We start from the raw sequence: 14,418 nt of genomic DNA, 5'->3' as shown, positions 1-14,418 counted from the left end.
TTATTACGTTTGATTTAGTTGCCGACTTTTAGCTTTTGGAAGTACTCATCATAGAGAACACTCGCTTCTCCAACTTCATCTTGCCAATTACCACTGTCCATAATGGCTTGTGGTGGGAAGATGTTTTCGTCACTGGTGAATGACTCTGGCAGGAGCGGTAATGCCGCTTTTACAGGCGTTGGGTATCCAATATCTAAGGCAATTTTTGCAGCGTTTTCCGGTCGTAGCAAGTAATCGATCATCTTATGAGCGGCATCGACATTTTTTGCTCCCGCTGGAATAGATAGGCTATCCATCCAGAAAATTGCCCCTTTTTCTGGCCAAACGATATCAATTGACGCGCCTTCCTCACGAGCCATATACGCAGAACCGTTCCAAAGCATACCTAATGACACTTCACCAGCGAGATATGGGTTGGCGGGAAAATCTGAATTGAACACCAATACATTTGGCACAAGCTGACGCAGTTCTTGATAAGCGGCTTCGATCTCTTCAGGATTCGTCGTATTTGGCGAATAGCCGAGCTTAGTCAGTGCAATATGGAAGACTTCACGAGAATCGTCCATCAACATCAGCTGACCTTGCCACTTTTCATCCCACAAATCCGCCCATTGACTAAGCTCAGATTTATCAATCATATCGGTATTGACACCAATACCTGTTGCGCCCCAGATATAAGGAATAGAGTAATCATTTTCGGGGTCAAAAGACTTATACAGGTAGTTTTCATCCAGACCATCGAAATGAGTTAGCTTGGACTTGTCAATCTTCTGTAGCATGTTCTCTTTGCGCATCTTGGAAACGAAATAAGTCGAAGGAACAACCAAATCATAGCCACTGCCTTGCGTCTTGAGTTTGGCATACATGGTCTCGTTGGCTTCGTAGGTGGAATAAATAACCTTGATGCCTGTTTCTTTCGTGAAGTCATTGAGTATTTCTGCGGGTATATACTCTGACCAATTGTAGAAGTAGAGCTCAGTATCAGAAGCCAAAGTTGCTGGCGCTAGTAAGCAACTCGTAATGGCAGCTAACGTAGTTAGGCGGGGTGTATTCATTACAACTCCATGTCGTGTTAGTTGAATTACTTCGTATAAACAGAGATATAGAAGATACAAATTGAATTGTAGCCAAAAATCGAGTGTGTGAAAACTTTGTAAACAAAAAGCCCTGCAAGTGCAGGGCTTATGGAGTAAACGACTTGGTTTATTGACCGGCTTTTAGTTTCAGGAAGTATTCTTCGTAGCGTGAAGTTTTATCATCTACAGCAGATTGCCATTCCACATTGTCGAGGTCTTCTTGTGAAGGGAACAGCGCTTCAAGGTGTGTAAACTTATCGTTTGAGGCCTTCACTGCGGTTAAATAGCCCGTGTCACGTGTGATTTGTTCGGCAATGTCCGGGCGCAGTAAGAAGTCGATCATCTTATGTGCTGCTTCAATATTCTTTGCCCCTGAGCTGATTGCGAGATTGTCTACCCAACCAATACCGCCTTCTTTTGGATACACAAGTTCAATCGGCAATCCTTCGTTTTGTGCAGCCGCTGCTGAGCCATTCCACAGCATGCCTACACCGACTTCTCCAGACATATAGGGAGCGCCTGGGTTGTCCGAATTAAACACTAAAACATTAGGCATAAGCTGTTGCAGTTGTGCATAAGCTTCATCAATTTGCGTATCGTCGATACTGTTACCAGAGTATCCGAGTTTACGCAATGCGATATGGAACACTTCGCGGGTATCGTCCATTAACATCACTTGTCCCTCAAGCTCAGGCTTCCAAAGATCCGCCCAGCTCTGGAATTCTTCAGGGTCATACATATCCGTATTAACGGCTAAACCCGTAATGGCGACGACGTGAGGAATAGAGTAATCATTATTCGGGTCGTAAGGCTTATCCAAGTAGTTAGGGTCAAGATTTGAAAAGTTAGACAGCTTAGACTTATCAATTTTTTGCAGCATGCCCTCATCACGCATTTTCGATACAAAATACGTCGAAGGTACAACCAGATCATAGCCTTGGTTGTGGGTTTTTAGCTTGGCATAAAGCGTTTCATTTGACTCATAGGTCGAATAGATCACTTTGATGCCCGTTTCTTTGGTAAATTGTTCCAGCAAAGAGCTATTGATGTATGGCCCCCAGTTCATAAATACCAATTCTTTATCTTGTGCAAACACTGGTTGAGAAAGTAGTGATACTGCACATGCACTACCAGCTAAAAAAGTAGTCCACTTTTTCATTACGTTAGCTCCAAACTAAACGTAGTCACGAACCGTTAGCTCATGACTGCTTTGCAAATAGGCACTGAAGACATCAGGTCATACAGCGCCCGTTTTACTAATTGATCTTTTGACGGCCGATAAGCTGCGAAAGAACAACAAGGAATAGAGATAGCACCAGCATTAACGTCGCTAAAGCGTTCACTTCCGGTGAGATCCCCACTTTAACCATTGAGTAAATTTTCAATGGCAAAATTTCGTACGTAGGCCCAGTAACAAATGAACTAATGATCACGTCATCCAAAGAGAGTGTGAAGCTCAAAAGCCAACCAGCAGCCACTGCAGGTTTCGCGAGAGGTAAAATAATCTGTTTGAGTATCGTCCACTCACTGGCACCCAAGTCTTTAGCCGCCTCCAACATCTTTATGTCGAAGCCATTAAGCCGGCTGTAAACTGACACAACGACGAACGGCAGACAGAAAGTGATATGCGCAATCAACAGGGTGAAAAAGCCAAGTTGAGCCCCCATCACTAAGAACAACGCGAGCAGTGAAATGGCCATGACGATATCTGGTGACATCATGACAATAAACAACATCCCATTCACCGCGCCCTTGCCTTTGAAGTTATAACGATAGAGAGCGACAGCCGTTAAGCTCCCTATAATCGTCGCCGCGGTTGCTGAAAACAGGGCAATGTTTAGTGAATGCCACGCTGCTTGAATCAAGCTATCGTTGCTCATCAGGGTTTCATACCACTTGGTCGTGAAACCACCCCATTTCATACCAAACTTATTCGCATTAAAGGAGTTGGCAATCAGCACGATGATCGGCAAGTACAAAAATAGATAAACCAAGCTCATGAAAGAGAAACGAAGAGTCGACTTCATTATTCGAGTTCTCCCTTACGGTTGAGCCATTTCCCAGCTCGGTAGTAAGCAAATAGCATCACGGCCATTGCGAGTGTTAACGCAATGCTGGTGGCAGCGCCAAATGGCCAGTCGCGTGCGTTTAACACCTGGCTTTTAATTACGTTACCGATCAGTAAGTTCTTCGCGCCACCCAACAAGTCAGAAATGTAGAACATGCCTAGGGCAGGGAGTAATACCAACAAACACCCACCGATAATGCCAGGCATAGTCAAAGGCAAAATCACCTTGGTAAAGGTCTGAACTTTGTTTGCACCGAGATCCTTTGCGGCCTCAATATAGGTGTTATCCAGCTTCTCGATAGACGAGTAGAGAGGAAGAATCATAAATGGCAACAAGATGTAGACCAGACCAATCATAACGGCACTTTCGGTATACATTATCCTCATCGGCTTATCGATAACGTCCAAATACAAAAGGGTTTTGTTCAAAATCCCTTGTGTACCTAATACTATTTTTAAGCCGTACGTTCTGATCAGAGAGTTGGTCCAAAAAGGCACAATCACCAAAAACAGCATAATTGGACGCCAGCGTTCAGGCATGGTGGCGACAACATAGGCAAATGGGTAACCAATCAATAAGCAGATAACGGTAGCAACGATTGCCATGTAGAACGAATGCAGTAAGACCTTCGCATAGAGCGGGTCGGCTAATCGAATGTAGTTATCTAGCGTGAAGGTAAACTCAATAAGATCGGATTCATGGCGCGTAAGAAAACTCGTACCAATGATCATCACGTTCGGCACTAATACGAAAATCGATAACCAACCGACGATCACTAGAATGATTGAATTTTGTAGATTAAACCTGCTCGTCATCTCTCAATACCACTTCCCAGCTTTCAACCCAAGTAACGGCGACTTTTTGCCCCAAAGAGTGATCAACATCGGGATCATCTTCATTGAAGAATTCACTAACCATGACGCGTTGACCGGATTCCAGTTCGACAACCGAATCTAACGTCATACCTTTGTACGTTCGCTCAACCACATAACCCGTAATTCCTTTATCGACTGACTCTTTTATCTCTTCTAGTCTCAAATCCTCAGGACGAAGCAGCACTTGTAGTGTCTCACCAACCACAATTTCTTTATCAAAGAAAATCGTACTAGGAACGCCTTGGATCTCAGCACTTATACGTTTGTCGTCAACTCGCTCGAGGACTTTGGCCTCAAATACATTAATTTCACCGATAAAGCGTGCAACGAAGAGGTTACTTGGCTCTTCATAAATCTCTCTCGGAGAACCGTCTTGCTCAATCACACCATTACGCATCACGATAATTCGATCCGACATCGATAGCGCTTCTTCTTGGTCGTGCGTGACAAAAATGAACGTGATACCCAATTGGCGTTGAAGCTGCTTCAACTCTATTTGCATCTGCTTACGCAGTTTGTAATCCAACGCTGATAGAGATTCATCGAGTAACAGTACTTTCGGTTTATTCACCACCGCTCGCGCAATGGCAATACGTTGCTGCTGTCCACCGGAAAGTTGATGTGGTTTACGCTGCGCCATATCTTCCAGACGTACCATTTTTAAAGCATTGATGACTCTTGGTTCAATCTCTGATGCTGGCACTCCCTGCATTTTCAAACCAAATGCAACATTGTCAAAAACCGTCATATGCGGGAAGAGTGCATAGCTTTGGAAAACGGTATTCACTGGCCTTTTCTCAGCGGGTACCTTGGTAATATCTGAGCCATCCAGAACTAAACTTCCAATGTCCGCGTCTTCAAAGCCAGCTATCAGTCTAAGAATGGTGGTTTTGCCGCAACCAGAAGGGCCCAAAATGGTAAGGAATTCGCCGTGGTTTACGTCGAGGTCGAATTGATTAATGATCGATTTTCCGTCAAAACTTTTGCCTAACCCACGAATCGTGATGAGGGGGGCCTGAGGGATTGCTTTGTTGTTCAAAGTCTGTCGGTCTCCATGCAACTGAAAAAGAAGAACAATCTTGGCTTACAACCAAGGTTTACATGCTACTAACAATCAATAACATTTTTCGGCGCGAATCATATAGCTGGTTCTAATTTTTGCAAAGTGATTTATAAGAAAATTATTCAATACTTTTCTAAATGCGGATTATTCACGCGTTCGCCCAAGTAAAAGCATAGGTGAGTTACCGGAAAATGTGTGACTATAATTAGAAAGTTAGAACGGTAGCTTACTGATAAAAGGTTTTATTTTGCTATTTGGAAAAATAAGGTCAGGAAGAAACAATAATGATCAACAACGCTTCTGATGCACAAGTGCCACTTGTTGCTCAGCAAGCGGCGATACTCGGCGTTTAACAAAGTAAAACAATAGGTAATGGTCTATCCATTGAATAGTTTGCTGCATAATCGTGTTAGACGGGTATAATCAGCAGCTTATCTTAGAATTTTTAGCCCACTCGGGCCTGGAAGTACGATGACAAAAGATTTTGAACGAGAATTTAACGTTGGTGGTAATGTAGAGAGAGCGTTATCGGGTGATTACAGCTTGAGAACGGGTGAGGTGCTACGTGAAGCAATGAGCCTAACGACCAAGCACTTCATGCGCTTTACACCTGCGATTTTGCTGCTTTTGGTGGCACAGCTCGCTATCTTTTACATCGCTTTGAAACTCCAAGTTGGTGACCTCTCCGTTATCCTCGATATGGTCACCGATCCAGAATCCGTTGACGCAAGTGTTGTACAAGCAATCTTTATGGCTAACTTTAGCTACGAAGTGATCAGTGCTCCGTTTTTTGCTGGTGTCAGTTTGATGGCAATGAGCCATGCGTCTGGCTTGCAGACTAAAACTGCCCACATAGCAAAAGGCTTACAGTTCACGGTCCCTGTTATTCTAGCGACGCTGGCTGGTTTGTTGCTACAGGGCATCGCAGGTATGTTACTTCCATTTGTTTCATTATATTTATCGCTAGCGTTTACCAATTCAACACTGTTGATCTGTGAAAAACGTGTCCCACCAATGAGCTCGCTATGGCTCTCTTTAAGAGCGGTAAACAAAAAAATCCTGCCGCTCGCTGCCATCTATATCACAATGATGTGCCTTTTTGTCGTTGGTGCGATGCTTTATGGTGTTGGCCTTATCTTCGTATTGCCGCTGTTCTTTCATGTTAAAGCGATCATCTATCGCGAAATGTTTGGCATTCGCTTAAAGGTCATTGCGACACAAGATAAGTCATCGGATGACAATTCTGATGACGATTCGTCGGATTCAACCGATCAAGACAATGACAACTCAAATGACAGCAATGGTAAGATTTTCAATGCTTAAAAAAGAGCTAGCCGCGATTCTAGGTGCTGCCACTGTAGCGGTTGTGAGCTGTACAAGTTACCAACATAACACTCAAGTTATCGTTGAGACGGAAGAGTTTGAGAAAAAGAAAAAAGCAAAGGCATCAAAACAGCCTGTGCTGCCAACGTCTAAACCCAATTTTGCAGAAATTAGCGATATACCGACCAAGAAAAAGGCGTTTTTCGATTACCTCAGGCCGGGTATTGAGCTAGAAAACCAGCGTATTTCAGAAGAGCGCTCGCTCATTGTATCGCTGAAAAACCAGTCTTCTTTATCAGCTAAAGAGCGTCAAGCCCTTACTGATTTGGGACAAGCATATAACCTATCTTTTCCTGCAGAAGGAGAGAGCACAGAGCGCTGGTTTGAGGTTATGCAGCAGCGAGTGGACTTTTTACCTGAAGCACTAGTCTTAACACAAGCTGCCAATGAAAGTGCTTGGGGCACTTCACGCTTCGCTACAGAGGCAAGTAACTATTTTGGTCAGTGGTGTTACAGTGAAGGCTGTGGCTTAGTCCCAAACAAACGCCCGCCAGGAATGACCCATGAAGTTGCCAAGTTCTCTGATGCGTCGGAATCGACACACAGATACTTTATGAACGTTAATCGCAACCCTGCCTATGTAGAGTTGCGCCGACTTCGCACCAAACTACGTGCTCAAGGTGATGATATTTTGAGTCCTGAGAGCGCCATTGAACTGGCTGGTGGTTTGATTCGATACTCTGAACGTGGCCAATACTACGTTGATGATATTAGAGCCATGATTCGTCACAACAGCACGTTTTGGCAGCAATCAGACCTTAACCAGTAATAGGAAGCGAAATGAATTTATTAAGGACATGGATAAGTCGTACATGTGCTATTGCTATCTGTGGGGCATTAATTAGCCCTGCACATGCCTACCAACAGGAGTATCGCTTTACCTACTCTAAGCTATACACGCAGTTAAAACACAATGCTGAAGACGGCCATGAATCAGCGCGCCTAGGCATTTTTTTTGTTGAGTCAAAAAGTGGTTTGCCGTGTCAAATTGATAAAGCTTGGATGGAGAAAGAGGAAAAGTACGAAGCTCTCGGCAGTGCGCCCAATGGCGAGCTACAATTGCCACTCGATAGCCACCTTCGCCAAGCAAATCCGCTAGTGTTCGTTCATATTGACCAGATTACACAGTGTGACTTTTCGATGGTTGTAATGAGCCAAAAGCCGCTAAAGCAGCAGGTTGACTATCAACATTTGGCTAATTTAAAGGAAGACATGCAGTCACTGCTTGGTAAGTTGGGGGGGATGTTTGCTCGGTGGTTTACACCAGATTTAGAGGGCGTAACCCTTGAGTTCGCTCAGCCAATGGGCGAAGTGAAGATCAGTGACGGCACGACGCTATCCATTGTTGATCATCGCGTGAGTGTTGATTTGCGAGAGCTCGCCCAAGACCAATATTTAGTTCTACCAACGGAGACTTTGCGCGTGATGCCCTATATACCGAGTGCGGATTAAGTCATGCCAAAGTAAAACAAGCATTAAAAAAACAGGCACTTCATTTGAAGTGCCTGTTTTCTTGGTAAGATAGTTAGATGTTCGTTACATTTAACTGAAGACTAGGGTCAAACTCTTGAACTTCAACATCTGGAGTAATAGGGCTCTCTGGAAGCGTTTCTTTGTCAAAGCCAATATCACCACCATTAATCACGCCTGAATCTTTATCGACTGATTTGAAGTCGAACAATTCAAAATCAGCGAGATGGCTAGGCACGACATTTTGCATTGCTCTATACATAGACTCGATACGACCAGGGAAGCGCTTGTCCCATTCGTTAAGCATCTGTTTGATGTTCTGGCGCTGAAGGTTTGGCTGAGAGCCGCAGAGGTTACACGGAATAATAGGGTACTCACGCATATCAGCGTACTTGATAATATCTTTCTCGCGGCAGTAGGCAAGTGGACGAATAACCACGTGTTCGCCGTTATCTGATACCAACTTCGGCGGCATACCTTTCATCTTTCCACCATGGAACATATTCAAGAATAGCGTTTCGAGAATATCATCACGGTGGTGGCCTAGAGCAATCTTTGTCGCACCTAACTCTTTAGCAGTGCGGTACAAAATACCACGACGCAGACGTGAGCACAGTGAACAAGTTGTCTTACCCTCTGGGATTTTATCTTGAACGATAGCATACGTGTCTTCTTCTACGATTTTGTATTCGACACCTAAGCTCTCAAGGTACTCAGGTAAGATATGACTTGGAAAGCCTGGCTGTTTTTGGTCAAGATTGACTGCAACGAGTGAGAACGAAACTGGCGCGCTTTTTTGTAGACTCATCAGAATGTCTAACATAGTAAAGCTGTCTTTACCGCCTGATAGACACACCATGATACGATCACCGTCTTCGATCATATTGAAGTCAGCAATGGCTTGACCGGTATTGCGACGGATTCGCTTCTGTAACTTATTAAAGTTGTATTGCTGTGCTTTGGTTAGCTCAGAGGTTTGCTCGTTCATAAAGACAGTTCGCTCAGTTTGGCTGCTTATATCTAGCAGCGCTCACAAGTAAAAATGAACTGCGTATGATACTGATAATTTTGCTCGCGACAAGTAAAGAAAAGCGAGCCAGATTAATCACCCTCTGACTCGCTATATGACTAAAGTGTATTGTATAAGATTAGCCGTTTGGTTCTAATGGACTGATAAACCCGTTAGGTTTAAGCGCCAACACGTCGCAGTCTATTTTATCGATGACATGCTCTGCGGTATTGCCGATAAACACCGCAGATAAACCTGTGCGACCTGTGGTACCCAAGATAACCATCGCCGCATTGAGACGCTTGGCAACATCAGGAATAATGTCTTCAGGTAAACCTTGTTCGACAATGGTTTGCTCTTCATCGATGCCATGCTTCTGTCTAAGCGCCTTCATTGATGTTAGATGATGTCCTCTCACCGCATCGGTGTAAGTATTCGGGTCGAATTCTGGTAACTCAATAGTGATATTGGCTGGCGTAACAGGGTAGGCGTTAACCAAGTATGGGTTAGCAGAAAGTCTGTCGGAGAGGCTTTGCAACTGTTCGACCATTCTATCATTGAGGTCTAAATGAGTATCGTATTCAGACCCGACGTGCACAGATGCCATAATATTCGCGTCTTCTGGCCAATCGGAATTTTTGACGAGCAATACAGGGCTAGGGCATTTTCTCAACAAGTGCCAATCCGTTGGGGTGAATAGTACCGACTCAAGTACGTCATGCTTACGAGTCCCTTTGATAACAATATCATGTTCCCCAGCAAAGACTTCTGCGACGATCGCTTCATAAGGTCGGTTGTGCCATACCACTTTAACCTCGAACACAATATCATCGTTAATGTATGGTTCTGCCACTCTTCTCATCCACTCTTCACGCTGTTGAATGACTCCGCGTCTCATTGCATCTCGTTCATCAAGCGACAGCATAGAGGTCATATCGTAAGAGAAGTCATAAATAGACAGGAAAAAGGTGACATTACTTTTCGTCGTGCATTTTGATGCAAGTTTCATTGCACGAGCGAGGGCGGGTTGCTCTTCATGATTAATATCGGCAACGACTAAAATGTTACTGTAAATACTCATAATCAGTACCTGTTCTCATAGGACTTATCTCTAATGTAGCCTAAGCATTGGAGAAGGTTTACAAAAACTGGTGAGTTGAGTAAAGAATTATGATTCAGCTCATTATTGGGACTAAAAGAGCTGTATTCTAGGGAAAACTTGTTGCTAAACAATAACAAGTGAGCTTTGTAAGAGAGGAAATAAAAGGTGAGTGTGCTAAATACAATAATGCCCCAATCAGATTGGGGCATTATTGAGTGTACTTGAAAACGGGCTGCTGAACGACGGGCTTATTTTTTACTTACGCCAGCCAAATCCATCAACGCATCGTGATCAATGATGGTGATGTATTTACCCTTGACACTTAAAATGTCTGACTTTTGGAATCTACCCAACAGACGGCTGATCGTCTCAACGGTTAGGCCAAGGTAGTTGCCAATATCACCGCGAGTCATCGTCAAACGGAACTCTCTTGGACTAAAGCCACGTTGAGAGAAGCGTGTGGACAAGTTATACAAAAACGCAGCAAGACGTTCTTCGGCATTTTTCTTCGACAGCAACAGAATCATTTCTTGATCGCCTTTGATTTCATTACTCATCAAACGCATGATTTGTTGGCGTAGCTTTGGCATCTTTCCAGATAGATCATCAAGAATCTCATAAGGGATTTCACACACCATAGATGTTTCAAGCGCCTGTGCGAAACTAGGATGCATGTCACCAGTGATTGCGTCAAAACCAACGAGATCTCCAGCTAAGTGGAAAGCGGTAATCTGCTCATCCCCTTGCTCTGTAATGGTGTAGCTTTTGATTGTTCCTGAACGTATCGCGTACAGAGACTTTAATTCATCACCAGCTTTAAATAACTCTTGGCCTTTTTGAATTGGCTTTTTACGCTCGATGATTTCATCGAGTTGATCAAGCTCAGACTCATTAAGAGTAAAAGGAATACATAGCTGGCTAATACTACAGTCCTGACAATGAATGGCACAGCCACCAGACTGAATACGTTTTGTAGAAGGCTTTTCCGAAATCATAACAACCGCTTCACAATTTGATATACATCAATATTTTACCATTATATGCCACTTAGGGGTAGTAAAAAAACAATCATCACATCAATGAGCTACAAACATTGATAGAGCATGTATGGCGGTAAAAATGCCATAACCAATCAGCACAATACCTGCGGTTGTTCTAAACAGTCTTGACGTTTTTATTCTGTTAACCGCAGTCGCACCAACACCAAAAGCCAGCATAGAGGGTAGTGTTCCTACGCCAAAAGTGAGCATGATTACAGCGCCTTCAACTGCACCTCCAGAAACAATTGACCAAGATAGCATCGAATAGACTAAACCACACGGCAGCCAACCCCACAAGAAACCGAGAGGAATAGCTTTTAAAGGGTGGCTAACTGGCAACAGTTTCTTTGCGATTGGTGAAATATAACGCCAAATCCCTTTTCCCAGCGATTCTAATTTAAGGACACCAAACCACCACTGCCCAATATAAAGACCAAGTAAGATCATTAACAGGGCAGCCAATAAGCGTAACCCAATGAGTAATTGACTGATTTGAGCGAGTTCTACTACGGTCGCTAGAGCCCCCCCAAGTAACGCTCCCAAAAGAGCGTAACTTAAGAGTCTACCGAGATTATAGCCGAGCGTATTTCCAAGCTTTGTCTTCGTTGTGAGTGATGAGGATGGATCAATCGCCACTAGCGAAGCGATACCACCGCACATACCGATGCAATGAGCAGAGCCAACTAAACCAACCGTAAAGGCACCAATGAGATCTAAGTTCATTGAATGCTGTCCTTGGTTGTCGTTTTATCCGTCTCTTTACCTAAAGATTTGTCATCATCGAACAGTATGTTATGGCCCTGACGTTCCAAGTCTTCAAACTGATCGCTGCGCACAGCCCACAAGAATACGCCGACTGCGACAGCCACCAGCAGAATTGCGATTGGAATAAGGATATAAATGCTTTCCATGCTTTTGACCTATGCGTTTTCAACTTAAGTGTTTTTAACTATGTATTTTTAAGCAATCGAAGTGAGTTTGTCACCACGATAACTGAGCTAGCTGACATTCCCAGCACAGCTATATAGGGTGCGACTAAACCGGCGACGGCAAGCGGAAGAATCACAAGATTGTAACCCAAAGACCAGGCAAGATTCTCACGGATAATTTTACGTGTTTTTATTGCATGTTCTTTTGCTTTTAAGATCCGGTCTAGTCTATCACCTAAAAGTACTAGATCTGCGGAAGCCTTCGCAACGTCAGTACCTCCACCCATGGCGACGGACAAATGCGCACCTGCGAGCGTTGGAGCATCGTTAATGCCATCGCCAATCATCATAGTTACGTCGTGATCTTTGACCGACTCTAGGAAGGCCAACTTTTCCTCTGGTGATACAGACGCAATCACATTAGATATTCCGACTTGCTCAGCTACCGGTGCGGCGTTTTGTTTGGTATCACCGGTAAGCAAAGTCACTTTCGCGCCAGAATCAACAAAGTGTTGAATAAAATCGTGACTCTCTTTTCTAATGGGGTCTTGATAATAAAAAGTGGCGGCGTGAACATCGTCTACAGATAGGTAAATCGCATTTGACTTGGTGTTTTGTTGGTCACTCATACCAATATATCGAGCACTGCCAATTTTGGCACTTTGTCCCTCGACAGCACCTTCAATACCCAACCCAATTTTGTTCTCGATGCTGGTTGCCGTAAGGGAAGAACCATTCAACCGTTTGAATGCATTGGCAATCGGATGATTTGCATGCGACTCGAGCGTTATGGCGAGATCAATACAGTGTTGTTCTTCAAACCCTGCCTGTACTTCTATTTCACTAATGACAATATTCCCTTCCGTCAGTGTACCCGTTTTGTCGACAACAAGATGGTTCACTTTACACAAGGTTTCGAAGACGTGGTTTTTTCGAAGTAAAATGCCTAAGCTACCAAGTCGAGAAGTTGCACAGGTTAGGGCGGTTGGCGTCGCAAGTGATAACGCACAAGGGCAAGTAGCAACAAGTACAGATAGCATGATCCAAAATGCATCATCTGGCTTGGTTTGATGCCAATATGCCCAAGTACAAGCAGATATAATCAGAATTGCTCCCACGAAATATCGCGCCACAACATCGGCTATTTCTGCAATTCGAGGCTTAGACAGCTCAGCTGAATCTTGAAGCCTCACGATGTTATTAATCACGGAGTTGTTTTTATCAGCAGTAACTTCAAGCTCAAAGGCTTCATCCCCATTAAGCGTACCGGCGTAGGCAATATCGCTGTGAGACTTCCTCACCTGCAAAGATTCACCGGTCAACATGGATTCATCAATGAAAATAGGGGATTGACTGACAACCTTACCGTCAGCTGGAATATGCTCACCCGGTAAAACTCGAACCCTATCACCAGGTTTTAGTGTTTTAACCGGGACCTGCTCACCGTCTAATGTATGGGCAATTGCTGGAATCAGTTTGAGCAAATTACCACTAGCGGCAGCTGCTTTGCGACGAGCGCGCATTTCCAAAAAACGGCCAACCAGCAAAAAGAAAGTGAACATGGAAATGGATTCAAAGAAGACTTCACCTTTCTCTTGGACAGTGGCGACAACACTCGCTACATAGGCAAATATCAAAGCCAAGGAAACAGGAACATCCATGCCCAAGGTCATGGTTTTGAGGCTGCGCCAAGCATTGAGATAGAAAGGTAGTGCGGAATAGAGTAACACTGGTGTTGCGAATATTAAGCTAACCCAACGGAAGAAGTGTTTGAACTCCTCTTCTAAGTCACCAAACACCTCTAGATAGAGTGCAACCGCAAGCATCATGACTTGCATGGTGGCAAGACCGGCAATGCCCAACCGATACAAGTATTGCTTCATTGAGCGGTGATAGGCCGCTTCATGCTTATCTGCTTCAAAAGGGGCCGCTTTGTAACCCAATTGATGGATAATGCCGAGCACTTCACTCAACTTAGTTACATCATCATCCCAAGTAAGCGAAGCGCGTAATGTGGTTGTATTGACGTTGATTAATAAGACACCCTTGTGCGCAGCAACTTGCTTTTCAATAAGCCAAGCACAAGCCGCGCAGGACACTCCCTCAAGTGACAATGTCACCTCGGATGCATTATCTGTTTGCCGAACAAACTCAGATTGAACCTCTTTGTTGTCGTAGTGAATCAGGTTTTTAAGTTGCTCTGGAACCAGATCTACTTTTTCAGCAGGGGCGGTACGAAACTGGTAGTAGGAGACAAGATCGCTATCAACAATTGTTTGTGCCACAGTTTCGCAACCAAGGCAGCACATTGTGCGTATATCTCCGAGGATTTCTACACTGAAATTCGTGTTGTCTGGTACAACTTCACCGCAGTGGTAACACGATTTACACATAAACGCTCT

At 44.1% G+C, this 14,418-nt stretch carries 13 protein-coding genes and 1 pseudogene; 3 read left to right on the top strand and 11 right to left on the bottom strand.

Going from position 1 to position 14,418, the window contains the following annotated elements; translation table 11 throughout:
• Window positions 1-14: 14 nt before the first annotated feature.
• From GT360_RS07430 to potA, 5 genes and pseudogenes are all read right to left on the bottom strand, one after another.
• A pseudogene (locus GT360_RS07430) lies at window positions 15-989 on the bottom strand (extracellular solute-binding protein); the annotation flags it as partial.
• Window positions 990-1,203: 214 nt separating this feature from the next.
• A complete protein-coding gene (locus tag GT360_RS07425) occupies window positions 1,204-2,235 on the bottom strand; it encodes an extracellular solute-binding protein (RefSeq protein WP_164648255.1) in 1,032 nt (343 codons plus the stop codon).
• Window positions 2,236-2,332: 97 nt separating this feature from the next.
• The gene (potC, locus tag GT360_RS07420) at window positions 2,333-3,103 is read right to left on the bottom strand and encodes a spermidine/putrescine ABC transporter permease PotC (RefSeq protein ID WP_164648254.1); all 771 of its coding nucleotides are present in this window, start codon (window positions 3,101-3,103) and stop codon (window positions 2,333-2,335) included.
• Window positions 3,103-3,960 carry a spermidine/putrescine ABC transporter permease PotB gene (gene potB, locus GT360_RS07415; RefSeq protein WP_164648253.1) on the bottom strand — a complete coding sequence of 286 codons (858 nt, stop codon included), beginning with the start codon at window positions 3,958-3,960 and terminating at the stop codon, window positions 3,103-3,105. Before potB ends, potC begins: the two co-directional genes overlap by 1 nt.
• Window positions 3,944-5,080: a spermidine/putrescine ABC transporter ATP-binding protein PotA gene (gene potA / locus GT360_RS07410; protein ID WP_164648252.1), complete on the bottom strand. Its 1,137-nt coding sequence runs from the start codon at window positions 5,078-5,080 to the stop codon at window positions 3,944-3,946. The genes potB and potA overlap by 17 nt, the downstream gene beginning before the upstream one ends.
• 474 nt (window positions 5,081-5,554) lie before the next feature.
• Here potA and GT360_RS07405 point away from each other — a divergent pair, with 474 nt between their 5' ends.
• From GT360_RS07405 to GT360_RS07395, 3 genes are read left to right on the top strand one after another with little or no spacing between them, the layout of a single operon-like run.
• Window positions 5,555-6,406, top strand: a complete 852-nt coding sequence (locus GT360_RS07405; protein ID WP_164648251.1) for a DUF2189 domain-containing protein — start codon at window positions 5,555-5,557, stop codon at window positions 6,404-6,406.
• The gene (locus tag GT360_RS07400; RefSeq protein WP_164648250.1) at window positions 6,399-7,235 is read left to right on the top strand and encodes a glucosaminidase domain-containing protein; all 837 of its coding nucleotides are present in this window, start codon (window positions 6,399-6,401) and stop codon (window positions 7,233-7,235) included. Before GT360_RS07405 ends, GT360_RS07400 begins: the two co-directional genes overlap by 8 nt.
• 11 nt (window positions 7,236-7,246) lie before the next feature.
• A complete protein-coding gene (locus GT360_RS07395) occupies window positions 7,247-7,918 on the top strand; it encodes a DUF2987 domain-containing protein (protein WP_164648249.1) in 672 nt (223 codons plus the stop codon).
• 73 nt (window positions 7,919-7,991) lie between these two features.
• Here the strand turns inward: GT360_RS07395 and ttcA are convergent, their stop codons facing one another.
• From ttcA to GT360_RS07365, 6 genes are all read right to left on the bottom strand, one after another.
• Window positions 7,992-8,924, bottom strand: coding sequence for a tRNA 2-thiocytidine(32) synthetase TtcA (gene ttcA / locus GT360_RS07390; protein ID WP_164648248.1), 933 nt, complete (start codon window positions 8,922-8,924; stop codon window positions 7,992-7,994).
• A 160-nt stretch (window positions 8,925-9,084) separates the two neighbouring features.
• Window positions 9,085-10,026 carry a universal stress protein UspE gene (uspE, locus tag GT360_RS07385; RefSeq protein ID WP_164648247.1) on the bottom strand — a complete coding sequence of 314 codons (942 nt, stop codon included), beginning with the start codon at window positions 10,024-10,026 and terminating at the stop codon, window positions 9,085-9,087.
• 269 nt (window positions 10,027-10,295) lie between these two features.
• The gene (locus GT360_RS07380) at window positions 10,296-11,042 is read right to left on the bottom strand and encodes an FNR family transcription factor (protein ID WP_164648246.1); all 747 of its coding nucleotides are present in this window, start codon (window positions 11,040-11,042) and stop codon (window positions 10,296-10,298) included.
• Window positions 11,043-11,123: 81 nt separating this feature from the next.
• Window positions 11,124-11,810 carry a sulfite exporter TauE/SafE family protein gene (locus GT360_RS07375; protein ID WP_164648245.1) on the bottom strand — a complete coding sequence of 229 codons (687 nt, stop codon included), beginning with the start codon at window positions 11,808-11,810 and terminating at the stop codon, window positions 11,124-11,126.
• Window positions 11,807-11,998 (bottom strand): cbb3-type cytochrome oxidase assembly protein CcoS, encoded by a 192-nt coding sequence (gene ccoS / locus GT360_RS07370; RefSeq protein WP_164648244.1) that lies wholly within the window; start codon window positions 11,996-11,998, stop codon window positions 11,807-11,809. The genes GT360_RS07375 and ccoS overlap by 4 nt, the downstream gene beginning before the upstream one ends.
• A gap of 38 nt (window positions 11,999-12,036) precedes the next feature.
• Window positions 12,037-14,409: a heavy metal translocating P-type ATPase gene (locus GT360_RS07365; RefSeq protein WP_164648243.1), complete on the bottom strand. Its 2,373-nt coding sequence runs from the start codon at window positions 14,407-14,409 to the stop codon at window positions 12,037-12,039.
• Between the last annotated feature and the right edge of the window lie 9 nt (window positions 14,410-14,418).

It is taken from the genome of Vibrio astriarenae (assembly GCF_010587385.1).
GTDB lineage: Bacteria > Pseudomonadota > Gammaproteobacteria > Enterobacterales > Vibrionaceae > Vibrio > Vibrio astriarenae.
Note: the sequence above shows the minus strand (reverse complement) of the source record. Positions and strands in the feature narration are given on the sequence as shown.

Excerpts from the sequence above, each read along its gene's own strand:
- uspE (WP_164648247.1), bottom strand. The coding sequence starts at position 10,026 with ATGAGTATTTACAGTAACATTTTAGTCGTTGCCGATATTAATCATGAA.
- GT360_RS07425 (WP_164648255.1), bottom strand. The coding sequence starts at position 2,235 with ATGAAAAAGTGGACTACTTTTTTAGCTGGTAGTGCATGTGCAGTATCA.
- GT360_RS07375 (WP_164648245.1), bottom strand. The coding sequence starts at position 11,810 with ATGAACTTAGATCTCATTGGTGCCTTTACGGTTGGTTTAGTTGGCTCT.
- GT360_RS07395 (WP_164648249.1), top strand. The coding sequence starts at position 7,247 with ATGAATTTATTAAGGACATGGATAAGTCGTACATGTGCTATTGCTATC.
- potC (WP_164648254.1), bottom strand. The coding sequence starts at position 3,103 with ATGAAGTCGACTCTTCGTTTCTCTTTCATGAGCTTGGTTTATCTATTT.
- GT360_RS07405 (WP_164648251.1), top strand. The coding sequence starts at position 5,555 with ATGACAAAAGATTTTGAACGAGAATTTAACGTTGGTGGTAATGTAGAG.
- potB (WP_164648253.1), bottom strand. The coding sequence starts at position 3,960 with ATGACGAGCAGGTTTAATCTACAAAATTCAATCATTCTAGTGATCGTC.
- GT360_RS07380 (WP_164648246.1), bottom strand. The coding sequence starts at position 11,042 with ATGATTTCGGAAAAGCCTTCTACAAAACGTATTCAGTCTGGTGGCTGT.
- ccoS (WP_164648244.1), bottom strand. The coding sequence starts at position 11,998 with ATGGAAAGCATTTATATCCTTATTCCAATCGCAATTCTGCTGGTGGCT.
- GT360_RS07365 (WP_164648243.1), bottom strand. The coding sequence starts at position 14,409 with ATGTGTAAATCGTGTTACCACTGCGGTGAAGTTGTACCAGACAACACG.
- ttcA (WP_164648248.1), bottom strand. The coding sequence starts at position 8,924 with ATGAACGAGCAAACCTCTGAGCTAACCAAAGCACAGCAATACAACTTT.
- GT360_RS07400 (WP_164648250.1), top strand. The coding sequence starts at position 6,399 with ATGCTTAAAAAAGAGCTAGCCGCGATTCTAGGTGCTGCCACTGTAGCG.